The following is a 24,096-nucleotide window of genomic DNA, read 5'->3' as shown; positions in this document are numbered from 1 at the left end:
AGTTACTAATTACCCTACAATCACAAAATGTTCCTATATTTACAAATCATAACATTTTATACTTTGTTCTATGGAAATTTTTCTTTTGGTTGCCATATTCACTTTATTGTTTTACATTCTTACGACATTCAAAAACCGATTTGATCAAGTTGAGGATCAATTTGATGAGCTGAACAAAAAAATCGCTCTGTTAAAAATAACGGAAAAGGCAACAGAGAAACCTGTGGCTCCCTCAACTCCAGTTATTGAAAAAGAAAAACCAATTGCAATTTTTGAGCAAATAAAGCCACTATCATTTGAGCCTGAAAAAAAAGATTCTAGTGAAGAAACGAAAAAAGTTGTTTTTTCAATGGATAATATTTCGCAGGAACCCACACTTGTTGTACCAAAAGTGGAACAAAAAACAGCTGTCCCTGTAGTCCCTGAAAAAACTTTCTGGGAAAATTTCAAAGAAAAAAATCCAGATTTAGAGAAATTTATTGGTGAAAACCTAATCAACAAAATTGGAGTCTTAATTCTTGTTTTAGGAATTAGCTATTTTGTAAAATACGCGATAGATAAAGATTGGATTAACGAACCGGCTCGCGTAGGAATTGGCATTTTGTGTGGCGCATTAGTTATGGGAATTGCTCATAAACTACGACAAAATTATGCAGCTTTTAGCTCAGTAATTGTAGCTGGTGCTATTGCTATTTTCTATTTCACGATTGGCATCGCTTTTCATGATTACCACTTATTTAATCAGAGCGTCGCATTCGGAATTATGGTTGTAATAACCGCCTTTAGTGCTTTTATATCGCTTTCTTATAACCGGAGTGAACTAGCAGTTCTTTCCCTGATTGGTGGGTTTGCAGTTCCTTTTATGGTGAGTACTGGTGCAGGGAATTACGTGATTTTATTTAGTTATATAATTATTCTAAACATCGGGATTTTGGCTTTAGCCTATCATAAAAAATGGAATCTGGTAAATGTACTTGCTTATATTTTTACCGTTTTATTGTATGGTGGCTGGTTATTTAAAGAAATTGACAATGACAAACCACATTATTCAGGAGCATTTGTCTTTGCATTTGCCTTTTATTTTATTTTTATAGTGATGAATCTTATCAATAACATAAGAACAAAAGGAGAATTTTCTAAAGCACAATTAATAATTCTGGCCAGTAATACCTTTTTGTTTTATGGAGCCGGAATGGCAATCCTGGCAAATTACCATCCTGAGTTGAGAGGGTTATTTACTACCTTAATTGCAGTACTTAATTTAATTTATGCTTGGTTTTTATATGCGAAATTTGGATTAGACAAAAAAGCAGTTTACTTGCTTATCGGGATGACCTTAACGTTCGTTACCCTTGCAATTCCTATTCAATTCGAAGGTAATTACATCACCTTATTTTGGGCTGCCGAAGCCGTTTTATTATTATGGCTTTCACAAAAATCAAAAATTACAAGTTATCGGTTTGGGTCTGTAATCGTTCATTTTCTTATGATTATCAGCTTGATTATCGACTGGAATAAATTTTACAGAGGCACTGCAACACTAAATATAATTATCAATCCTGTATTTTGCACCGGACTATTTGCAATGGCTTCTTTATTTGCTGTTTATTATTTATTGAGCCGTGAAACTAAAAAAAACAGTCTACTTGGTTTTACCTTTGATCCCGAAAAATATAGGAAATATGTTTTAGGATTAGGATTTGCTATTTCTTATTTTGTCGGATTTTTAGAAGTGGGCTATCAATCGGATGATTACATCCAAAATATAAATACTGCAGCGGAATTTCCAGTGATTTATCATTTGGTGTTCTTTGCAATACTATCAACTTATTTGATAAAAATGAAAACTGATTCAGGATTTAAAGCTGCAACACTAATTGCAATCAGTAACATTATATTATTCGCATTCTGGTTCTCAAATTATGCCTTCAATGAACATCAAGAAATTATAACTACCGGAAAAGGGCAGCCAATTGCGTTTTATTTGCATTATATTTCGTTGTTTCTAACTATTTATTTTGGATTCCAATTGTACCAAATGAATGCTAAAAAAGTGGTTTTTGAACTATTCAACAAGAAAATGTACGTTTGGATTGCCGCTTTTTTTGTAATTTATATCGCCAGTACAGAAATAATGCTTCACGGATTAGTGTTGCTTAATTCACCTGTCACCACCCAGGACGTTCAGGCAAGTAGCCTCTATGCTGACTACAAAACGGATTTGGATTACATTAGAGACACTATTGCTACGGAAACGATCGCTGTCGCTCGAACTAAAATAACCAAAACTGGCTACCCGATCCTTTGGGGAAGCTTAGCTTTCGTTTTCCTAATCGTAGGAATAAAAAAGCAAGTCAAAACCCTTCGCATTATTGCTTTGGCTCTATTGGGATTAACGATTATGAAATTATTCTTGTTCGATATTAGTAATGTTTCCGAAACTGGAAAAATCATATCGTTCATACTGCTGGGAATCCTGATTTTGGTTATTTCTTTTGTCTATCAAAAAATAAAAGTCCTAGTTATAGATGAAAATAAATCTACTGAAACTGATGAAACTAAATAAATTTATGATACTCTTATTTTTGACAAACCTTTCGTTTGCACAATATAAGACAACTGCAAAAATAAAAAAGGTCGCCAATGATGGTTTACATAAAATAGTTTTGCCCCCTGCTATTCGGTCTTTTTCTAAAGAAGACTTAAGCGATTTTAGGATTTTTGATGCTAAAGGAAATGAGGTGCCCTATTTTATAATTCAAAGCGAAAAAGAAACTTTCTCAAACACTTTTGAAGAATATACCATATTGTCAAAAACTGTTGTGCCCAAAAAGACCTCTTCGATTATCATTAGTAATCCTTCAGCTACAAATAGCAACCGGATCTCGCTTTCGATTGCCAATTCAGATGTTGTGAAAACGTATTCTGTCTCAGGAAGCGATGACCAAAAAGAATGGTTTGGCTTATCAAATGCACAAGAATTAGAAGATTTGAATAGTCCTGATAAAACTACTGTTATCAAAACCATTTTTTTTCCGCTTAACTCCTATCGCTTTTTAAAAATAGATTTCGACGATAAAAAAACCTTACCAATCAATATTCTAAAAGCAGGAAATTTTAATAGCCCATTTCAAAAGCATTTGTTGCACCAAATTATTCCAAAAAGCAGTTCGATAACGCAACTCCCGAACGAAAAGAAAACCCAAATCCATCTTATTTTTGAAGAGCCACAAGTTATAAACCAAATCGTTTTTGATATTGCAAAACCTACGCTTTACAAACGAAATGCAGGCATTTATAAAAATGTTACGCGAAAAATTAAGCATAAAACAGAAACCTATCAAGAAAACAGCACCAATTTCGAATTGAGTTCAAACACAAAAAATACATTCAATATTTCTCAACTATTTGAAAAGGAGTTTTTTATAACGATCGAAAATCAAGACAATCAACCCTTGACTGTTTCTGAAATAAAATGCAATCAAATCTCCGTTTCGATAATTGCAGATTTAAAAAGAAATGAACAATACAGCATCAAAACAGGAAATTCAAATTTAAGCACTCCACGGTATGACCTTTCCTACTTCAAAAATAACATTGCTACCACTTTGCCCGAAACGTCCATTTATGGGATAAAACAAACAATTACTAACCAAAACGGAATTCAGAAAAAATCGTTCTGGCAACAATCTTCTTTTATGTGGCTTTGCATTGCATTAGCAGCTATCGTTATTTTATACTTTACTTTGAGTCTCGTAAAAGAGATGAGGAGAAATAATTAAATTGCAATAATCTATGGTTATTTTCTATTTAAGCTGTTTTGGAATAATTCTTAATTAACGGTCGAATTCCTTACTCCCCTGCCAAATAGCAGTAAAAAGCTTCACATCCCCCCTATTTTTCTTGACGCGGAAGAGCAAACAAATGAAACTTCTTTAAGGGCTTTCGAAAAAAGGGGAGGACATCAAGAACAAGAAACGAACAGCCAGAATAGCTCTTGAAAATCAAATTCAGTTTTAAAATTTTGAATCTGTCAAATGACAACTAATCAAGCTTTAACAAATGTTAACAAAATAGATTTTTAGAAACCATAATAAATTGTATTTTTACGGTTCAAAATTTAGAAAAACAAATGGGCAAAATCATCGCGATTGCTAATCAAAAAGGTGGAGTTGGAAAGACTACAACGTCTGTAAATCTTGCTGCTTCACTGGGTGTTTTAGAAAAAAAAGTATTACTTATAGATGCTGATCCACAGGCAAATGCCTCTTCAGGATTGGGTATTGATGTCGAATCTGTTGAGATTGGCACCTATCAAATTTTGGAACACAGTCATACACCAGCGGAGGCCATTATAAAATGTTCAGCCCCAAATGTGGACGTGATCCCATCACATATCGACCTAGTCGCTATTGAAATCGAATTGGTCGATAAAGAAAATAGGGAATATATGCTTAAAAAAGCATTGGAAAGTATCAAAGACGAGTACGATTATATCATTATAGATTGTGCACCATCCCTTGGGTTGCTTACATTGAATGCTTTGACTGCTGCTGATTCGGTGATTATTCCTATTCAATGTGAATATTTCGCGTTGGAAGGTTTAGGCAAATTATTGAACACTATAAAAAGCATTCAAAAAATTCACAATCCTGATTTAGATATTGAAGGGTTATTGTTGACCATGTTTGACTCGAGACTGCGGTTATCAAACCAGGTAGTTGAGGAAGTTCAGAAACATTTCAACGACATGGTTTTTGATACAATTATTCAAAGAAATGTAAAATTGAGCGAAGCGCCAAGCTTTGGAGAAAGTATAATAAACTACGATGCGACCAGCAAAGGAGCTACCAATTACTTGCATCTTGCTCAAGAAGTTATAAAGAAAAACAGTAAATAGTTTTATGGCAAAAGCACTTAAAAAACAAGCCTTAGGAAGAGGATTATCTGCCTTATTGAAAGATCCGGAAAATGATATAAAATCCGTTGATGATAAAAATGCTGATAAAGTTGTAGGAAATATTATTGAGCTTGAAATTGATGCGATTGAAATAAATCCGTTTCAGCCAAGAAGTAATTTCAATGAAGAATCATTGCGAGAATTAGCGACTTCCATTAAAGAATTAGGCGTTATTCAGCCCATTACCGTACGTAAATTAGACTTCAATAAATACCAGTTGATTTCGGGTGAACGTCGTCTTCGCGCGTCAACTCTTGTAGGACTGACTACCGTCCCTGCTTACATTCGTATTGCAAATGACAATGAATCGCTGGTTATGGCATTGGTTGAAAACATTCAACGTCATGATTTGGATCCAATTGAGATTGCACTTTCGTACCAGCGTCTTATTGATGAAATTCAATTGACTCAAGAACAAATGAGCGACCGTGTCGGAAAAAAACGTTCTACAATTGCTAATTATTTGAGACTTTTAAAATTAGATCCGATAATCCAAACCGGAATTCGTGATGGTTTCATCAGTATGGGACATGGCCGTGCGATAATCAACATCGAAGATCAGGATATCCAAACGGATATCTATCAAAAAATTGTCAGTCAAAACCTCTCTGTTCGTGATACGGAATCATTAGTAAAAAACTATCATGAAAGTTTAAAACCAAAACCTGCCGGCAAACCAAAAGCGGCATCTTTTGAAATCGCAGCTGCTCACAAAAGCACTTTTACCAATTATTTTGGAACCAAAGTCGATGTAAAAGTAGCCGGAAACGGTAAAGGAAAAATCACTATTCCCTTTCATTCTGAAGAAGATTTCAACAGAATTATTAAACTAATAAACGAGTAGTGCATAAAATCATTTTCATAAGTCTCTTCCTCTTTATAGCAGGAAACGCTACCGTTTTTGGGCAATCCAAAACTGAGGATGCGGTTCTGATCGCAAAAGACACTTTGAAATCGAATGACATAGATCCTTTAACACCTGCAAAAGCAGCCTTTTATTCGGCAGTTTTACCCGGACTCGGACAAGCTTACAACAAAAAATACTGGAAAATACCCCTTGTTTACGGTGCCATGGGGACCAGTCTGTATTATTATATACACAGTAATGAAAAATACCATGAATATAGAGATGCTTATAAGCGCAGACTCGAAGGGTACAACGATGACAATTACGCTTATCTAGATAACAATCGATTGATTGCCGGTCAAAAATTTTATCAGAGAAATCGGGATTTGTCGGCATTGATAACGTTGGGTTTTTATGTTTTAAATATTGTAGATGCTAATGTGGATGCTGCCTTAATCCAGTTCAATGTGGATGAAAATTTATCGGTAAGACCAATTCTTTATCCAAATGATGTAACATTAAAAACGAATGTAGGACTAACTATTAATTATAATTTTTAAATAAGGAACGATTCCGGCCACCAGGCTGCTACTTATTTAAATAAAAAAAAATAAAAAAAATGAAAATTGCGCTTTTAGGATACGGAAAAATGGGCCAGGTAATAGAAAGAATTGCTCTTGAAAGGGGTCATGAAATAGTTTTGAAAAAGGACGAATTCAACACTTATGAAGGACTTTCAAATGCTGATGTGGCTATTGATTTCAGTGTTCCAACTGCTGCAGTATCTAACATTTCAAATTGTTTTCATGCTAATGTACCTGTAATCTCAGGAACTACAGGCTGGCTGGAACATTATGATGAAATGCTGGCGTTGTGCGCGGCAACAAACGGAGCGTTTATATCCAGCTCTAACTTCAGTTTAGGGGTCAATATTTTCTTTGAACTCAATGAGTATTTGGCCAAAATAATGTCAAAATTCGACAACTATACTGTTGAAATGGAAGAAATACATCATACTCAAAAACTCGATGCACCAAGTGGAACTGCCATTTCGTTGGCAAAAGGAGTAATTGAAAATAGTAATTACACCAATTGGACCTTAGAAAATCCTGAAGCGAATCAAATTCATATCGATACCAAAAGAATCGGAACTGTTCCCGGGACCCATACGGTAACGTACAACTCGGTTGTTGATGCTATCGAAATAAAACATACGGCGCACAATCGGGAAGGTTTTGCCCTTGGAGCCGTAATTGCAGCAGAGTGGATTGCAGGCAAACAAGGTGTTTTTACAATGAAAGACGTTTTAAATTTAAAATAAACTGGCTCCGGTTCAAGATCGTTTCCAATGGAACAGCCTTAAACCTTAAATCTTAAATAAAAAAATTATGACAGCATATCAATGGTTTGTATTTTTTCTAATCGTGCAGGTAGTTCACTTTTTAGGAACTTGGAAATTATACGAAAGTGCGGGCAGAAAACGTTGGGAAGCAGCTATTCCTGTTTATAATGCCATTGTTTTGATGAAAATAATCGGTCGCCCTACCTGGTGGACCGTTTTACTTTTTATCCCAATTATTAACCTCATTATGTTCCCGGTAATTTGGGTTGAAACCTTGAGGAGTTTTGGAAAAAAATCTTCTTTGGATACCTTTTTAGGCATCGTAACTTTTGGATTCTATATCTATTATGTTAATTATACCCAAAAATTAGAGTATACAGCGGACAGAAGCTTGCAGCCTAAAAACAAAACAGCGGACACCATTAGTTCGTTGCTTTTTGCTGTTATCGTCGCTACTCTAGTGCATACCTATTTTGTTCAGCCGTACACCATTCCTACTTCCTCACTGGAGAAATCATTATTGATTGGCGATTTTCTATTTGTCAGTAAAATGAATTATGGGGCAAGGGTTCCTATGACAACTGTGGCTTTGCCAATGGTTCATGATTCAATACCTTTTACAAAAAGCAAATCTTATCTTACGTGGCCACAATTACCCTATTTGAGATTACCCGGTATCCAAAACATAAATCGCACAGACATAGTAGTATTCAACTGGCCTGTAGATACCGTTTATAAATTTTTTGACACATCAAAAAGAAGAGCATACAAACCAGTAGATAAAAAATCGAATTATGTAAAAAGATGCGTTGGTATTCCTGGCGATAGTTTGTCCATAAAAGACGGTATCGTTTACATCAATGGCAAAATACTGCAATTACCGGAACGGGCAAAACCTCAATTTTCGTATGCAGTAGCATTAGACGGAAAAACACCAATCGATTTTGAGTTTTTGTTAAAAGACTTAGACATTACGGATGATGCAGGATTTAAAAATGATTTGAGAGACACCTTATTCTTAAAAGCACTTACCGCAGCCGGAGCAGAAAGATTAAAAAATGTTCCCGGAGTGGTGTCGGTAACAAGACAGATTTCAAAAGGTGTTGAAGATGGCATATTCCCTCACATCAACAAATGGAATCGTGACAATTTTGGTCCAATTTATATTCCACAAAAAGGAAAAACAGTTGCTTTAACTACTGAAACATTGCCATTTTACAGCATGATTATTTCAGAATATGAGAAGAAAGATCTAAAAGTTAATGGAAGTGAAATAAGAATTGACGGTAAAGTAGTTAACAGCTATACCTTTTGCCAAAATTACTATTGGATGATGGGTGACAACCGCCACAACTCAGAAGACAGTCGCTATTGGGGTTATGTTCCGGAAGACCACATTGTAGGAAAACCAATTTTCATCTGGTTAAGCATAGACCCTCATGGAAAAGGACTCAACAAAGTTCGTTGGGACAGAGTTTTTACCACCGTTAGTGGTGAAGGTCAGCCACAATCGTACTTTAAATTATTCCTGCTTGCTTTAGTAGCCTTCTTTGTTGGAGAATACTTCTGGAAAAAAAGAAAAGAGAAAAAAAATATATAACTACAACTTAATTTTAAAATACTAAGGACAGCCACAATCGTATCTTAAGTTATTTCTATTTGGTTTAGCAGCCTTCTTTGTTGGAGAGTATTTCTGGAAAAAAGAAAAGCGAAAAATAATTAGTCAAATCTTTAGACAACCATGAACATACTATTACACCCAACCTATTTCCCGTCCATTAGCCATTTTTCGGCAATGGCACAGGCTGATAGTATTACCTTTGAAACAGAGGATAATTTCCAGAAGCAAACCAACAGGAACCGCACTTATATTTACAGTCCCAATGGCATTCAGCTGCTGAATATTCCTGTAAAACATTCCAAAGAAAGTCATCAAAAAACAAAAGACATAAAAATAGAAACCGATTTTGACTGGCAAAAACAACATTTCAAATCATTGGAAGCAGCGTATAGAAGCTCTCCTTTTTTCGAATTTTTTGAAGATGATTTACGCCCAATTTTCGAAAAAAAGCATACCTTTTTACTGGATTTGAATTTTGAAACTTTAGCTATTCTATCCAAATGTTTGCGGTTTAAAATCGAGTACGCAACGACAACAGAATACTTTCATCAAGTAGATACAATTACAGACTTCAGGTATTTGGCAGATGGAAAAAAAGACACTTCCCTATTTGAATCGTACACTCAGGTTTTTGATGACAAACATGGATTTATTAACAATCTAAGTGTTCTGGATTTATTATTTAACGAAGGGAAATATGCGATGGACTATTTGAGAAGACAAAAACTTATTAAATAACATTTATAATTATTGCTGTTCAAAAGATAATCGTGCCATTATCGGAAAATGATCTGAATTTATAAATTCGGGGAAGTTTTCAAATTTCTTGACAGTAATTTTTTCATCAGCAAAGATATAATCAATCCGCGCAGGATAATACCTGAATTTATACGTCTCTCCAAAACCTTTCCCTGCTTCTTCAAAACTATCTTTTAACTTGCCTTTTATACCCCTGTAAACATACGAAAAAGCGCTGTTATTCATATCCCCACAAATGATAATCGGATATTCACAACCTTTAAGATGTTCTTTTAATAACTCTGCCTGTTCCTGTTGCTCTTTGAATCCTTCACTAATTCTCATCAGCATCTTTTGTGATTTCTTCTTATTGATCACATCAATATTTTCATCAATTTCATTAACATCAGGAGATATTTTCAATGATTGCAAATGCATGTTATAGACCCTGATAATATCTTTTCCTTTCTTAATATCAGCAAAAACAATATTGTTAGTCGTGTTGGCAAAAACTATATTTCCCTGGTTAATAATGGGGAATTTAGAGAAAATGGCCTGACCCGTTTTAATGTTGCTTCCATCAGTAAAAATATACCGGTGCGGATACACTTTAAAATCAATATTGGCTGAAGAAGAGTATTCCTGAAGGCATAATATATCAGGATTTTTATCATTTATAAAGGTCAAAATCTCAGCAGGAACATCATCTCTGTCAATCCACTTAAACACATTGAACAGATGCACATTGTAGCTCATGATAGTAAAATCATTTTCTCCTTTAGGTAATTCAATAGCGGAAAATTTATAGAATTTATTGATAAAAGTAATCCCTATCAACAGTACCAGACCGGACACAATCATTCGCTTTTTGAATTGAATGGCCCAGTAAACGAAAAACAATCCATTTATAATAAAGCAAAGCGGCATAAAAAGCGTCAAGACTGACAAAAGAGGGAACGCTTTTGGCGCTAAAAAAGGAAAAACATAAGCAATGAAAGTCATTACAGCGAGCGCTATATTTAATAGAAACATTACTTTATTGAACCAGGAAAGGTTTTTCATTTTTTTTATTTTTTGCGCAAACAAAAAAGTGCAACTTACTTGCCTGCTTTGAACAAAAATTCTTTTTCTTCTTTGGTCAGACTATCGTAACCGGATTGACTTATTTTATCCAAAATCTCATCAATTTGTTGCTGTGTTTTATCCTTGGTAATTATTCTTGAAGTATTCTTTTCAATTGGTTTACCATAATTTCTATGCACTTTTTTGAATTGCGGGGCTGTATTTTTTTTGAACAAATTTGTAAAAAAATCCAAAAAACGAGAAACGATTTTACTCAAATCAATCCCAATTTGAAGCAATTTAATAAAAATAAAACCAAAAAAAGCTCCTGAAAGGTGAGAAATATGTCCTCCGGTATTGGCTAATCTGAATTGCATTAAATCAATTAAAATAATCACGAAAGTGATGTGCCACAGTTTTACATTTCCTATGAGCAGCAGCCTCACATTCATCAAAGGATGATAGGTTGTAGTGGCTACTAAGACAGCCATGATGGCAGCAGAAGCACCAATAATGGAGGAACTTAAATTCAAAAAATAATAACCGGCAACAAAAGCTACTCCGGCGAATATTGCGCTCAACAGATACAGTCCTAAATATTGCTTGGGTGTAAAAAAAGTCAAAAACAAAGTACTGGCAAAATTCAAAACTATCATGTTAAAAAACAAGTGCCAAAACCCATCATGAAAAAAAGCGTAGGTTAAAAAAGTCCACGGTTTTATAATAAAATTAGAAGGTTCTGAAGAAAGCGCAATCCAATTTGGAAAATCAAATGCACCTACTTTAAATTGATAAAAAAACAGCAATGAAACCAGAAAACAAAAAACATTCCAGTAGATTAACCGTTGGGCTATTCCACCTAATTTGTACTGCAATTTCAAGTCGTCAAAAATACTTCCCATTTTTTTAAATTAATTCCAACGGTTATTATTAAACTGATTCTTCTTCCAGTACCACATAATTATGAAACCAAACAAAGCACCTCCTACGTGAGCAAAATGTGCTATTCCACCACCGCCACCAAATATGGATTTTCCGGATATCCCCAAATACAAATCTACTAAGACTAAACCTGGCACGAAATATTTTGCTTTTATTGGCACCGGAATAAACATCAAGGCCAATTCAGCATTAGGAAACATAAAAGCAAAAGCAACAATTACACCATAAATTGCACCGGAAGCTCCAACAACAGTCCCCAAATAGGCACTTACAAAATTTTGAAAACTGGCACTGTTTAAAAGTCCTACAATCTGATCATTCCCTTTTCCATTTAAAACAGCTATAATTTCCGTTTTAGAAAATCCCTGTTCCATCAAAGCATTTAATCCATCCTGATAGTAATAATAGTTGATTCCTGTATGAAGCAATGCTGCACCTAAACCGCAGGAAATATAGAAAAAGAGAAACTTTTTGCTTCCCCAGATACTTTCCAATGCAGAGCCAAAAGAATATAACGCAAACATGTTGAAAAAAATGTGCATAAATCCACCATGCATAAACATGTGTGAAATAGGCTGCCAAACTTGGAAATTTGGATTTTCAGGAAAATACATCGAAAGCATTTTATAAGCGGGATCACCTAAAGCAAGTGTCCCGACAAAAAACAAAATATTAATAATTATTAATTGTTTAACCGTCTCCGTTACGTTTCTCATAGTGCAAATTTTTTATCTAAATCTTCCACCCGCATCGTGATGAAAGTGGGTTTATAAAATGGCGAAACATTGGGGTCTTTACAGGCAAAAAGCCCGTTTACCAAGTTTTCCTGTTCTTTCTCTGTCAGGTGAGTCCCTGTTTTTACAGCCAAACTTTTCGCCATGGATTTGGCAATTGTATCATTCTGGCTAAAACTGCTCTCTGGAATTCCATCCTGTAAATCACTTAACAATTGTTCCAAAACTATTGAAACTTCACTCTCAGTCACATTCACGGGTATTCCTGAAATGACAATATGATCTGTATTGTTTTCTTCAAAAACAAACCCTGTATTCATCAGTGAAAGTTGCAATTCAGCGATAAGATCCATTTCACTAGTCGAAAAAAACAAGTTTAAGGGAAACAATAGCTGTTGGCTTGACGCTTGGTTGACTGTCATATTAACTAAAAACTGTTCGTACAAAACACGTTGATGTGCCCGCTGTTGGTCTACAATAACCATCCCTGATTTTATAGAAGACACAATATATTTTTTATGAATCTGATAGGTTTTATGCACCGCATGCTCTACTTCTTCATCGTTGAACAAAGAAGAAGTCACCTCTTCATTTTCGAATGCAATAGCTCCTATTTCATCTGTATCTTGTTTTAAACCTACATACAGGCTTTCCCAATTTGCTGTTGGTTCAGGCTTCCTGTAATTTGAAAAATGCTTATTCGGTTTATCATCAGAGAACGGATTGAAATTTCCATCCACCTGAATGGTTGGCGTAGCACCTTCTAAATCTTTGTAGTGATATGGGGTATCCAAATTCGAATCCCGATCAAAATCCAAAACCGGAGCCACATTAAACTGACCCAAACTATGTTTTATTGAAGCTCTCAAAATAGCATATAAAGCATGTTCATCGTCAAACTTGATTTCCGTTTTAGTAGGATGAATATTGATATCAATCGTATTGGGCGGTACAGATAAATATAAAAAATAACTGGGTTGCGCACCGTCTTTTAAGATTCCGTCATAAGCAGCCATAACAGCATGGTGTAAATACCCACTTTTTATAAAACGGTCGTTCACGAAGAAAAATTGTTCGCCACGATTTTTCTTAGCAAATTCCGGTTTGCTTACAAATCCCTGAATCGCCACTATTTCTGTTTCTTCCTGAACCGGAACCAATTTCTCATTGGTTTTACCCGAAAAAATATTGACAATTCGTTGTCGCAAAGTGGAAGGCGGCAAATTAAACATTTCGCTGCCGTTGTGATAAAACGTAAAATGAATTTTTGGGTGAGCTAAAGCCACGCGTTGAAACTCATCAATAATATGACGGTATTCCACCGTATCGGACTTCAGGAAATTACGTCGCGCCGGAATATTAAAGAATAGGTTTTTTACCGCAAACGAAGTTCCTTTTGGCAAAACAGCTACATCTTGCGATACAAACTTACTGCCTTCAATTATAATGTGTGTCCCTAATTCTTCCTGCTCTTGCCTGGTTTTCATTTCTATATGGGCAATCGCAGCAATAGAAGCCAATGCTTCTCCACGAAAACCTTTGGTATGCAAAGAAAATAAATCTTCAGCCTGACGGATTTTGGAAGTGGCATGACGTTCAAAACACAAACGGGCATCGGTTACGCTCATTCCCAAACCATTATCAATCACTTGTACCAACGCCTTCCCGGCATCTTTAACAATTAATTTGATGTCCGTTGCTTTGGCATCTACCGCATTTTCAAGCAATTCTTTAACAACTGAAGCTGGCCTTTGAACGACTTCTCCAGCAGCAATTTGATTGGCAACATGATCAGGAAGCAATTGAATAATACTCGACATTAAAAAAAAATTATTTAAAGTTTAAGGTTTAAAGATTTAAAACCAAGAACTACAAATTTAATGAAATTCTATTGGGTTTTATTATTAATATGCTTTTAAAAAAGAAAAATTCACAACCTAAAAATTAGTCGTATTTAGCCTTGATAACAACTCGTTTCGGTCTGAGTTCCATCGTTGTTCCTTGGTGTCACAAACTATTCCATTTCTTGTACCCTTCTGCTTCTCAGTCAAAGACGGAACTGCAGGAGTTTAACAAAGATTTAAGTATTTGAAAAACAACGAAATAAAGTATGAATTTTGAAATTTTTTATTAAAATTTTATAAATCCTGTAGTGCTATTTAATCTAAATTTGTTCTTTCAAACAAGTTTAACATTAAAACGACAATTATGAAAACGATCAATGAAAAACAAGAAAATGCGAAAGTGGAATCGAAAAAAGGAACTGTAAAAGCAAAACCGGATGCGGCGCAAGGTTTAAGAGATTTTTTTGAAGATGGATTGAAAGACATCTTTTGGGCAGAACATGCGTTGACTAAGGCGTTACCTAAAATGGCAAAAAATGCTACTTCGTCAAAACTTATTCATGCCTTTGAACACCATTTAAAAGAAACAGAGGAACATGTTGTTCGATTGGAAAAAATATTTGAATCGTTAGGTATAAAAGCAATAGGTAAAAAATGCGATGCTATGGAAGGATTGCTAAAAGAAGCCGATGGCATTATGGCAGAAACAGCAATCGGAGTGGTTCGCGATGCAGCAATTATTGCCGCAGCCCAAAAAGTAGAACATTACGAAATTGCCACTTACGGCACTTTGCGTGCTTATGCTGTAACATTAGGTGAAAATAAAGCGGCCACCCTATTGGCTAAAACGCTCGAAGAAGAGAAAAAAACAGACGTATCATTAACAGAAATTGCGCTACATGATGTTAATCTTGAAGCCGCTCATGCCCATGATAAATAATTTTTTTGCTTCGCAAAACGACCCTTTTTAGTTGCGATGTTATATTCAGCGCATCACTATACTATTTTTAGTAATGCAATAAAAAAACCTACTCCAAAAAAAAATGGAGTAGGTTTTTTTATATTTTTAAAAAATTTTACTATTTATTCTTTCAACTCTAAAGGTGATCCTTCTTCAATTTGAATGGCTCCAGCAGACAATAAATGTTGATTATCTACCTGATGGGACAAGGAAGCCTGTTGACGGATATAGGCCATTTTTATCGCCGCAATAGCAGCTTCAGTACCTTTATTGCCGTGAACTCCTCCACTTCTGTCAATGGATTGTTGCATGGTATTATCAGTCAAAACACAAAAAATAACAGGAATATCCGTTTGAACATTCAGGTCTTTTATCCCTTGCGTTACGCCTTCACATACAAAATCAAAATGCTTGGTTTGCCCCTGAATTACACATCCAATAGCAATAACAGCATCCACATTCTGCGTTTGCAACATTTTCTTAGAGCCATAAATAAGTTCAAAGCTCCCAGGAACATTCCAGCGAATAATATGGTGGGCTGGAACCTGGTTTTCCAAAAGGGCTTCAATAGCGCCTTTATAAAGTCCTTCAGTTATAGAGTCATTCCACTCTGACACTACAATCCCAAAACGAAAATTTTTCGCGTTTGGGACTGTATTTTTATCGTATTCGGATAAGTTTTTATTTACGGTAGCCATTTGATTTTTTAATTATTTGATTCAGATTCTTAATTTCAGATGTTAAAGATAGAATTTTGAAATCAAAAATCTACAATCTTAAATCAGCAATCTTAAATCATTTTTTATTATTGTGCCAACCCTATCAAAAGATCAATTGAAGCAGCTTCTGGAGTTGCATCAAAATTTTCTTTTATATCTGTAAAATATTTCAAAGCATCCGCTTTATTTCCTAATCCTAAAGCAGTTTTTCCGGCTTTTAGCAAGAAACGTGGTGTTGTAAAATCATTTTTATTTGACTCTGCTGCTTTTACGTAATTTTCCAAAGCTTCTTTCGGCTGATTTTTTTGAGAATATGCATCCCCTATTGCTCCTTTTGCCAAAGCACCCAAAACAATATCTTCCGACTTAAACTTACCTAAAAATTCGATTGCTTCGTTATATTTTCCAGTATTTAAATAAGCCAAACCTGCATAATAATTAGCTAGATTTCCTGCATCTGTTCCAGAATATTCATCAGCAATTTTCAAGAAGCCGAATTTACCTTCTGAACCATTCAAAGATAACTTATACAAGGAATCACTTGCCACTCCGTCAGTAGCTTTTTGAAAATTTTGTTGTGCAACAAACATTTCATTAGCCGCTTCGTCTTGTTTTGGCGAAGCAATAAATTTTTGATATGCTAAATAACCTACAGTAAACAATGCAACACCTGCAACTAATCCAATAATGACTTTTTGATTTCTAGCTACCCAATCCTCAGTTCTAGAAGCTGTTTCGTCTAATGTTGCAAAAACCCCAGCTGTTTGGCTGTCTTTTTCATCAATTTTAACCTCTTCAACCGTATCGTTTACTTCTTTTTCTTTTGGTGCTTTATATCCTCTTTTACTGTAAGTAGCCATTTAATTTTAATTTAGTGAGTCGCAAAAATAAAATTTTTATTCAAATCTAAAAGCCATTTTTATCGATATTTTTCAATAATTTGCACCCACTTTGAAAAAGCCGTTCAAAAACATCAAAGTTCTCAATACCAGCAAGCCTTACAGATGTATTTAAAAAAAATTTCATTATTCAATTATAAGAATTTTTCGGAAGCAAATTTCGATTTTGACAGCAAAATAAATTGTTTTGTAGGTAAAAATGGTGTTGGAAAGACTAATGTGCTCGATGCAATCTACCATTTGTCCTATGGAAAAAGCTATTTCAACCCATTAGCCGTTCAGAATATAAAACACGGAGAAGAATTCTTTGTGATTGATGCTGAATTTGAAAAAAACGAGAGAAAGGAACAAATTCTTTGCAGTCTAAAAAAAGGACAAAAAAAAATACTGAAGCGCAACGGGAAAGCATACGATAAATTTTCAGATCATATTGGTTTTATTCCTTTGGTTATTATTTCACCAGCCGACAGGGATTTGATTGTAGAAGGCAGTGAAACACGAAGAAAATTCATGGACAGTGTAATTTCGCAGCTCGATTCCCATTATTTACAGCAACTCATACAATACCAAAAAGTAATGAGCCAACGTAATGCTTTGTTGAAATATTTCGCACTGAATCACGTTTTCGAAAATGATACACTCTCCATATATAATGAACAGCTCAATGGTTATGGAAGCTATATTTTCGAAAAAAGAAAAGAATTCCTAGACCAGTTTATCCCTATTTTCAACCTACACCATAAAGCCATAACCGGTTCGCAGGAAACCGTTCAACTGGTATACGAAAGTCATTTATTCGAAAAAGACCTGCTTTCCCTTTTACAGGAAAACATCAATAAAGACAGGGCGCTGCAGTATACAAGTGTAGGAATTCATAAAGACGATTTATCTTTTGAAATAGACCAGCATCCCATCAAGAAATTTGGATCGCAGGGACAACAAAAATCATTTCTGATTGCTTTAAAATTAGCTCAATTTGAATTTCTAAAAAAGCAAAGCGGTGTCAAACCCATTCTATTATTTGATGATATCTTTGACAAATTAGACGAAAGCCGGGTGGCCAAAATAATCGAAATGGTCAACAGCGATACTTTTGGGCAGCTCTTTATTTCAGATACACATCCGGAACGCACAGAAACGATTGTAAAATCTACCCATCAGACGTATAAAATTTTCAACTTATAACGTTATTTATACTGGATTACGTCTGAAAAATTGAAAAATTACCTAATTTAGCCTATTCCAATTTAAACAATTTATAATGAAATTTCATTCTATATGCCTTGTAATCTTCTCTTTTATAGCTTTATCCTGTAACGGACAGGCTTCAAAAAACATAAAAACTATTGAAGCGAAAGCTTTTGCGGAAAAAATCACAGCAACTCCAAATCCACAAATTCTCGATGTAAGAACTCCTGAAGAATTTGCGTCGGATCCTATCGCCAATGCAAAAAATGTAAATTGGCTCAGCAATGATTTCGCTACAAAAGCAGCAAAATTCGATACCACAAAACCTGTTTTTGTATATTGTAAAAGCGGAGGAAGAAGTCAGAAAGCTGCTGAAAAATTAAGTGAATTAGGTTTCACGACAATCTACCAATTAGCGGGTGGAATTCTAAAATGGGATGCAGCCGGATTAGCTAAACCCAGTGATAAAATCATTGGAATGTGCCCTCAGGAATATGCCGAATTATTCAATACGGATAAAAAAGTACTGATTGATTTCTATGCAGACTGGTGCGCTCCCTGCAAAAAAATGGCTCCCTATGTTGCACAATTGCAAAAAGATTTAGCCGGTAAAGTGACCATCGTCCGCTTGAATGCCGACGAAAACAAAACGCTGATTGCTGCAATGAAAATCAGTGAACTTCCTACCTTATTATTGTATGAAAACAAAGAAGTACAATGGAAGCATTCCGGTTTTATCAGCGAAGACGATTTAAAAAAACAATTACAATAGTTTCAAGATGCTTTCAAAAGACACACTACAATTCCTGGATGATTTAAAAACCAACAACAACAGAGACTGGTTTTTGGAAAATAAAAAACGCTACGAAGCGGTCAAGAACGATTACCAGCAATTAGTTGGCGATTTACTCAACGCCATGAAACCGATGGATCCTTCGCTGGAAATGTTGGAAGTGAAAAATTGTACGTTTAGGATCAATCGTGACATTCGGTTTTCTAAGGACAAGACTCCTTATAAATCGCATTTAGGTATTTGGCTTTCTTCGGGTGCAAAAGGGCTAAATCGCTCCGGCTATTATATTCATTTAGAAAAAGGAGCCAGTTTTATTGCCGGCGGACTGTATTGTCCCGAAGCGGAGGATTTGAAAAAAATGCGTAAGGAAATTGCTTATTTCCATGATGATTTAGAAGCAATTCTCGACGATAAAAATTTCAAAAAAGAATTTAAGGATTTTGATCGAAATGAAAAAAATACGCTAAAAAATCCGCCACGGGGATACGAAAAAGAACATCCAGCCATTGAATTTTTAAAATTAAAAAGCTTTGAATCCTCTCAAAGAATTGATATTTCAGTAGCGACAAAAAAAGATTTTGTTGCTACTGTCAGTAAAAAACTAATCGTCCTAAAACCGCTGAATGACTTTATAAACAGAGCGTTAACTTCTGAGTAATTCAAATTGACACTGATGCGAAAAAAGAAAATACTTTTTTTGGGAGAATCCCACAGAGCTGACGCCATCACCTGGATGAACGGTCTCAGGGAATTTGGTGATTTCGAAATCATTACCTGGGAATTGAAAACCCCCAATAACAGTATTTACAACCGTGTTTTAAGGGTTTTCGAATTTGAATTAGCCTTTTTTAAAATTAGAAAACTAATAAAAATGCATCAGCCGGACATGGTTATTGCCGAAAGAACGACAAGTTACGGATTTCTTGCAGCCTTATCTGGCGCAAAACTTATCGCAATCGCGCAACAGGGCAGAACCGATTTATGGCCTGAGAAATCCATCTCCTTACCTTTAAAAAAAATCATTCAGCATTATGCTTTTCAAAAAGCGAATCTGATTCATGCCTGGGGCCCTGTGATGACTATTTCAATGAGGGAAGCCCATGTCGATATGAATAAAGTAATGGTTTTACCAAAAGGAATTGATTTGGCGCAATTCGAAAATAAAAACAATGCCAGTCCGGAAAAAATTTGCGCGATCGTCACTCGTTCATTATTACCTGAGTACCGCCATTCCATTATTTTAAAATCGTTTGCCCTTTTACACCAAAAGGGAATTGATTTCGCACTTACCATTATAGGAGACGGGACACAACTGGCGACGCTGAAAGATTTGACAAAAAAATTAAATATCGAAAACAAAGTCAACTTTACCGGAAGAATTCCAAACACAGCATTGCCAAAACTATTGCAACAGTCCAATATCTACGTCAGTATGCCCATTACCGAAGGGGTTTCAGCCTCGCTATTTGAAGCCATGGCTACCCATTGTTATCCAATTGTAACCGACATTTCCGGGAATCAAAGCTGGATCAAACATAGAGAAAATGGACAGCTAGTTACCGTTGATGATTATGAAATGCTGGCAGAAGAATTAATATGGGCATTTAAAAACAATAAACACCGTCACCAGGCCGTTTTAAAAAATAGACAGTTTGTAGAACAAAATGCGGATTACACTATAAACATGAAAATTATTGCCAACAAATACCACGAATTAATCAGCACAAACAGCACCAACTAACTATGTGTGGAATTAATGGCATCTTGCATCTGCAATTACAAAAAAAAATTGACGAACGGGTTCTGACAAAGATGCGCGATTCGCTGGAACATCGCGGACCTGATGATAAAGGGTTGTTTATAGACAACAATATCGGTTTTGGACACAGAAGGCTTTCAATTCTGGATCTTTCCCCGGCAGGACACCAGCCCTTCCTATCAGATGACGGAAGATATGTACTGGTGTACAATGGCGAAATCTACAATTTCAAAGAATTTTATCCAGAGCTAAAAAGCAATGGATTTGACATCAAAACCACTTCGGATACCGAGGTCTTACTGAAATTATTCCAATTGTACGGTTTAAAAATGCTTCCCCGTCTCAACGGAATGTTTGCTTTTGCCATTTGGGATAAAATGAAAAAAAAGCTGACTGTTGTTCGTGACAGAATGGGTGTCAAACCGTTATATTATTCTTTTTACAACGAGACTTTCTATTTTGCGTCCGAACAAAAAGCACTTTTCACGGCTGGAGTTCCGCTTAAAATGGCGCAAGACGGACTGGAAGAATACATCTTTAACCGATTTGTTGCCGGTGAAAATACGTTGTACCAAAATGTAAAAAAAGTATTGCCCGGACATAGCATGACCATTGGTGAAGACGGAAAAGTGACTACCAAAAAATGGTGGGATTTAAAAAAGGAAATTCAAAATCAACCCGAAATAAAAAATCCCGTAGCATGGTTTCGCGAAACCTTCGACGATTCAGTAAAATTACGAATGGTAAGTGACGCTCCTGTCGGTGTTTTATTGAGTGGCGGATTGGATTCCTCTTCTATTTTGACTTCCTTATACCATCAAAATTATAAGGACATACAAACCTTTAATATTGGTTTCAAAGAGAAAGAACACAACGAATCGCATTTAGCCAAAATGATGGCTCAGCAATTCGACTATGGATTTCACACGATGCAGTTGGAAGACACCGATCTTTATGACGAATTAATACGCGCTACTTATTTTCAGGACGAACCTATTATGCATTTCAGCGAACCTCATCTTTTGGCAGTCTCACAAATGGCAAAACCGTCAGTAAAAGTAGTGCTGTCTGGTGAAGGTGCCGATGAATTAATGGGAGGCTATGTGCGCTATAAAGCCTTACAATACCCATCGTTACTGAATTCCATTGCCACCATTGGCCATTTGGATGTTTTTACAAAAAAACCACGGTACGAAAAGCTAAGCCGTTATGCCCAAATCACTAAAAAATCTGATTTGGTTCTATTCAATGGCTCCAATATTTACCCAAAGGATATTGCACAAACTTTTGGAATCAACAGCCCTCCTAAAAACGAATACAGAAAACAAATTTATAAAGAAGCAAAATCTTTGTACCCGGATAATCTACGCCGGCAAGCACTTTATTTTGATCAGCACACCTATTTGTGCTCGCTGATGGACAGAAACGATCGCTGCACAATGGGCGCATCCATTGAATGTCGGGAACCCTTTTTGGATCCAAGATTAGTTGTTGGATTAGGCTCATTGGAAGACAAATGGCTGTTTGCAGGAAAAAAATGGAAATTCATACTGAAGGCAGCAATGCAGGAACGTTTGCCAGAGGAAATTCTAAACTTCAGAAAAGTAGGGCTGAGTGTTCCCTGGGGAGATTACATCACAAAAAGCCCCGTTTTTAAAGAAGAGTTAGTCTCTTTTTCCAAAAGTGATTTGTTCCAAATTCCTTATTTTGAACACATAAACATTCAGAAACTCGTTCAGAATTTACAAAAAGGAGACAGCCGAATGACTCCTTATATTATGCCTTTATTTATGATGCATATCTGGATGAAAACGTATGCAACTAAATTTTAATTCTTACTTTTGACCTGGAATTAAAAAATTCAAAAAGCACTTTCTTTTATGGAAATACTACCTAATTTCTCTTTAAAAAAATACAATACGTTTGGCATTGAAGCCAAAGCAAAACAGTTCGTTGCGGTCCATTCGGCAGACGATCTGAAAACTATTTTACAAGAAAACAAATCGCAGAGAAAATTTATTTTGGGCGGCGGAAGCAATATGCTTTTGACAAAAGATATTGATGCATTGGTTATTCATATCGATTTGAAGGGCAAGAAAATTATAGCAGAAAATGATGATTTCGTTTGGGTCGAAAGTCAGGCTGGAGAAAACTGGCATCAATTTGTGCTTTGGACCATCGAGCTAAATTTTGGCGGTTTAGAAAACATGTCGTTAATTCCTGGAAATGTGGGGACCACTCCAGTACAAAATATTGGCGCTTATGGCGCTGAGATTAAAGACACTTTTGTTTCCTGTGAAACGATGACCAGAGACAATCAGGAAATCAAAACATTTACAAAAGACGAGTGCCATTTTGGCTACCGGGAAAGCGTTTTTAAGAACGAAGTAAAAGACCAATATGTGATTACATCCGTTATTTTTAAATTGACCAAACGCAATCACAAAATCAACATTTCGTACGGTGATATTACGACAGAATTAGAAAAAAACAACATTACCAATCCTACTTTAAAAGAGGTCAGCAATGCTGTAATTGCAATTCGTCAAAGCAAATTACCAGACCCAAAGGAATTAGGAAATAGTGGTAGTTTCTTTAAAAACCCTATCGTATTAAAATCTGATTTTGAGAAAATCCATCAGCAATTTCCAGAAATGAAATATTATGATGTTTCTGAAACCGAAGTGAAAGTTCCGGCAGGATGGCTCATTGAACAGGCAGGTTTCAAAGGAAAACGCTTTGGCAATGCCGGAATCCATAAAAATCAAGCATTGGTTTTAGTGAATTATGGCAATGCCACCGGACAGGAAATTTTGAATATTTCTAAAGACATCCAGCAGACCATTTTTAAAACGTTTGGCATTCACATTGAAGCTGAAGTGAATGTGATCTAGGTTCCAAAGTGTCTGTATTGCAAATTCTTAAACCCATTTAGTAATTCATAAATAAGGACATTTCCAAAAAACCAATCCTAAAACAATCCTAAAATGTTTATTCCGGACAGCTACAAAAACGAAGATCAAGAAGAAATTAAAAAATTTATTCAAGAGAATAGTTTTGGCATTCTTATCAATCAGACCAATGGCAAATTGTGCGCCACACATATTCCATTAGAACTGGATACCAATGCAGCAGGCAAATCGATTCTACTGGGTCACATTGCTAAAGAAAACCCTCAATGGAACGGTTTTACAGAAAATGATGAAATTTTAGCTATTTTTTCCGGACCCCATTCTTATATTTCTTCCTCTTGGTATGATCACGAAAATGTCCCAACCTGGAACTACATTGCAGTTCATGTTTACGGGAAAATCAAAATTATCGAAGGCAACGCAGTAGTCGAATCTCTCAAAAAACTAGTGGATAAATACGAACAGCATTCTGAAAACCCGGTTCGCGTGGAAGATTTATCTAAAAAAACCATGATGGCAATCCGCGGTATCGTAGCATTTGAAATTGAAATTACAGCTATTCAGGGCGCAAAAAAGATGTCACAAAACCGAGATGATAAAAATTATCAAAACATCATTTCCGAATTAGAGAAAACGGAAGATGTTCAGGCAATTGCCGTTGCAAATGAAATGAAAAAATGTCCCAGATAAATTCTTTCGAAATTCACAGATTGTGGTTAACAATTCACAATTCTATTCATACCTTTGCACTCGATTTAAAAACTCATTAAACACT

At 35.5% G+C, this 24,096-nt stretch carries 22 protein-coding genes; 16 read left to right on the top strand and 6 right to left on the bottom strand.

Annotation, left to right across the window (positions count from 1 at the left end):
- The first annotated feature begins 70 nt into the window (after positions 1-70).
- The 8 genes from ACNQGH_RS09475 (at position 71) to ACNQGH_RS09440 (ending at position 9,508) form a co-directional block, all read left to right on the top strand.
- Positions 71-2,566 carry a DUF2339 domain-containing protein gene (locus ACNQGH_RS09475; RefSeq protein ID WP_417955758.1) on the top strand — a complete coding sequence of 832 codons (2,496 nt, stop codon included), beginning with the start codon at positions 71-73 and terminating at the stop codon, positions 2,564-2,566.
- 4 nt (positions 2,567-2,570) lie between these two features.
- Complete coding sequence (locus ACNQGH_RS09470) at positions 2,571-3,782, top strand: hypothetical protein (protein ID WP_417955757.1); 1,212 nt, start codon at positions 2,571-2,573, stop codon at positions 3,780-3,782.
- 350 nt (positions 3,783-4,132) lie between these two features.
- Positions 4,133-4,900 (top strand): ParA family protein, encoded by a 768-nt coding sequence (locus ACNQGH_RS09465; RefSeq protein WP_417955755.1) that lies wholly within the window; start codon positions 4,133-4,135, stop codon positions 4,898-4,900.
- Positions 4,901-4,904: 4 nt separating this feature from the next.
- Positions 4,905-5,804 carry a ParB/RepB/Spo0J family partition protein gene (locus ACNQGH_RS09460; RefSeq protein WP_417955753.1) on the top strand — a complete coding sequence of 300 codons (900 nt, stop codon included), beginning with the start codon at positions 4,905-4,907 and terminating at the stop codon, positions 5,802-5,804.
- Entirely contained in the window at positions 5,804-6,367 is a 564-nt protein-coding gene (locus ACNQGH_RS09455) for a DUF5683 domain-containing protein (protein WP_417955751.1), read from the top strand. The genes ACNQGH_RS09460 and ACNQGH_RS09455 overlap by 1 nt, the downstream gene beginning before the upstream one ends.
- Positions 6,368-6,426: 59 nt before the next feature.
- Positions 6,427-7,128, top strand: a complete 702-nt coding sequence (dapB, locus tag ACNQGH_RS09450) for a 4-hydroxy-tetrahydrodipicolinate reductase (protein WP_417955749.1) — start codon at positions 6,427-6,429, stop codon at positions 7,126-7,128.
- Between the two features lie 67 nt (positions 7,129-7,195).
- Positions 7,196-8,749 (top strand): signal peptidase I, encoded by a 1,554-nt coding sequence (gene lepB / locus ACNQGH_RS09445; RefSeq protein WP_417955748.1) that lies wholly within the window; start codon positions 7,196-7,198, stop codon positions 8,747-8,749.
- A gap of 141 nt (positions 8,750-8,890) precedes the next feature.
- On the top strand, positions 8,891-9,508 hold the full coding sequence (locus tag ACNQGH_RS09440) for a WbqC family protein (RefSeq protein ID WP_417955747.1): 618 nt from the start codon (positions 8,891-8,893) through the stop codon (positions 9,506-9,508).
- A 9-nt stretch (positions 9,509-9,517) separates the two neighbouring features.
- On the opposite strand, the gene ACNQGH_RS09435 is transcribed toward ACNQGH_RS09440, so the two are convergent.
- From ACNQGH_RS09435 to mutL, 4 genes are read right to left on the bottom strand one after another with little or no spacing between them, the layout of a single operon-like run.
- On the bottom strand, positions 9,518-10,570 hold the full coding sequence (locus tag ACNQGH_RS09435; protein ID WP_417955746.1) for an endonuclease/exonuclease/phosphatase family protein: 1,053 nt from the start codon (positions 10,568-10,570) through the stop codon (positions 9,518-9,520).
- A 35-nt stretch (positions 10,571-10,605) separates the two neighbouring features.
- Positions 10,606-11,472, bottom strand: a complete 867-nt coding sequence (locus ACNQGH_RS09430) for a rhomboid family intramembrane serine protease (protein ID WP_417955745.1) — start codon at positions 11,470-11,472, stop codon at positions 10,606-10,608.
- Positions 11,473-11,481: 9 nt separating this feature from the next.
- On the bottom strand, positions 11,482-12,228 hold the full coding sequence (locus tag ACNQGH_RS09425) for a rhomboid family intramembrane serine protease (protein WP_417955744.1): 747 nt from the start codon (positions 12,226-12,228) through the stop codon (positions 11,482-11,484).
- Positions 12,225-14,066 carry a DNA mismatch repair endonuclease MutL gene (mutL, locus tag ACNQGH_RS09420; protein ID WP_417955743.1) on the bottom strand — a complete coding sequence of 614 codons (1,842 nt, stop codon included), beginning with the start codon at positions 14,064-14,066 and terminating at the stop codon, positions 12,225-12,227. The genes ACNQGH_RS09425 and mutL overlap by 4 nt, the downstream gene beginning before the upstream one ends.
- A gap of 388 nt (positions 14,067-14,454) precedes the next feature.
- On the opposite strand from mutL, the gene ACNQGH_RS09415 reads away from it, so the two are divergent.
- Positions 14,455-15,030, top strand: a complete 576-nt coding sequence (locus ACNQGH_RS09415; RefSeq protein WP_417955742.1) for a YciE/YciF ferroxidase family protein — start codon at positions 14,455-14,457, stop codon at positions 15,028-15,030.
- Between the two features lie 143 nt (positions 15,031-15,173).
- Here ACNQGH_RS09415 and ribH read toward each other — a convergent pair whose 3' ends face one another.
- Both ribH and ACNQGH_RS09405 read right to left on the bottom strand, forming a co-directional pair.
- Positions 15,174-15,749 carry a 6,7-dimethyl-8-ribityllumazine synthase gene (ribH, locus tag ACNQGH_RS09410; protein ID WP_417955741.1) on the bottom strand — a complete coding sequence of 192 codons (576 nt, stop codon included), beginning with the start codon at positions 15,747-15,749 and terminating at the stop codon, positions 15,174-15,176.
- Between the two features lie 107 nt (positions 15,750-15,856).
- A complete protein-coding gene (locus tag ACNQGH_RS09405; RefSeq protein WP_417955740.1) occupies positions 15,857-16,630 on the bottom strand; it encodes a tetratricopeptide repeat protein in 774 nt (257 codons plus the stop codon).
- A gap of 144 nt (positions 16,631-16,774) precedes the next feature.
- Between ACNQGH_RS09405 and recF the strand changes: the two genes are divergently transcribed.
- The 7 genes from recF to ACNQGH_RS09370 all read left to right on the top strand — a co-directional run bounded on the left by recF (position 16,775) and on the right by ACNQGH_RS09370 (position 24,011).
- Positions 16,775-17,854 carry a DNA replication/repair protein RecF gene (recF, locus tag ACNQGH_RS09400; protein WP_417955739.1) on the top strand — a complete coding sequence of 360 codons (1,080 nt, stop codon included), beginning with the start codon at positions 16,775-16,777 and terminating at the stop codon, positions 17,852-17,854.
- Positions 17,855-17,930: 76 nt separating this feature from the next.
- On the top strand, positions 17,931-18,629 hold the full coding sequence (locus ACNQGH_RS09395) for a thioredoxin domain-containing protein (RefSeq protein ID WP_417955738.1): 699 nt from the start codon (positions 17,931-17,933) through the stop codon (positions 18,627-18,629).
- Between the two features lie 7 nt (positions 18,630-18,636).
- Positions 18,637-19,308 (top strand): DUF2461 domain-containing protein, encoded by a 672-nt coding sequence (locus tag ACNQGH_RS09390; RefSeq protein ID WP_417955737.1) that lies wholly within the window; start codon positions 18,637-18,639, stop codon positions 19,306-19,308.
- 15 nt (positions 19,309-19,323) lie between these two features.
- Positions 19,324-20,391 carry a glycosyltransferase gene (locus tag ACNQGH_RS09385; RefSeq protein WP_417955736.1) on the top strand — a complete coding sequence of 356 codons (1,068 nt, stop codon included), beginning with the start codon at positions 19,324-19,326 and terminating at the stop codon, positions 20,389-20,391.
- A 2-nt stretch (positions 20,392-20,393) separates the two neighbouring features.
- Positions 20,394-22,241: an asparagine synthase (glutamine-hydrolyzing) gene (asnB, locus tag ACNQGH_RS09380; protein WP_417955735.1), complete on the top strand. Its 1,848-nt coding sequence runs from the start codon at positions 20,394-20,396 to the stop codon at positions 22,239-22,241.
- Between the two features lie 48 nt (positions 22,242-22,289).
- A complete protein-coding gene (gene murB / locus ACNQGH_RS09375) occupies positions 22,290-23,303 on the top strand; it encodes a UDP-N-acetylmuramate dehydrogenase (RefSeq protein WP_417955734.1) in 1,014 nt (337 codons plus the stop codon).
- A gap of 93 nt (positions 23,304-23,396) precedes the next feature.
- Positions 23,397-24,011, top strand: a complete 615-nt coding sequence (locus ACNQGH_RS09370; RefSeq protein ID WP_417955733.1) for an FMN-binding negative transcriptional regulator — start codon at positions 23,397-23,399, stop codon at positions 24,009-24,011.
- Positions 24,012-24,096: the final 85 nt, after the last annotated feature.

Origin of the sequence: Flavobacterium kochi (assembly GCF_048286715.1) — a bacterium.
Classification (GTDB): Bacteria; Bacteroidota; Bacteroidia; order Flavobacteriales; family Flavobacteriaceae; genus Flavobacterium.
Note: the sequence above shows the minus strand (reverse complement) of the source record. Positions and strands in the feature narration are given on the sequence as shown.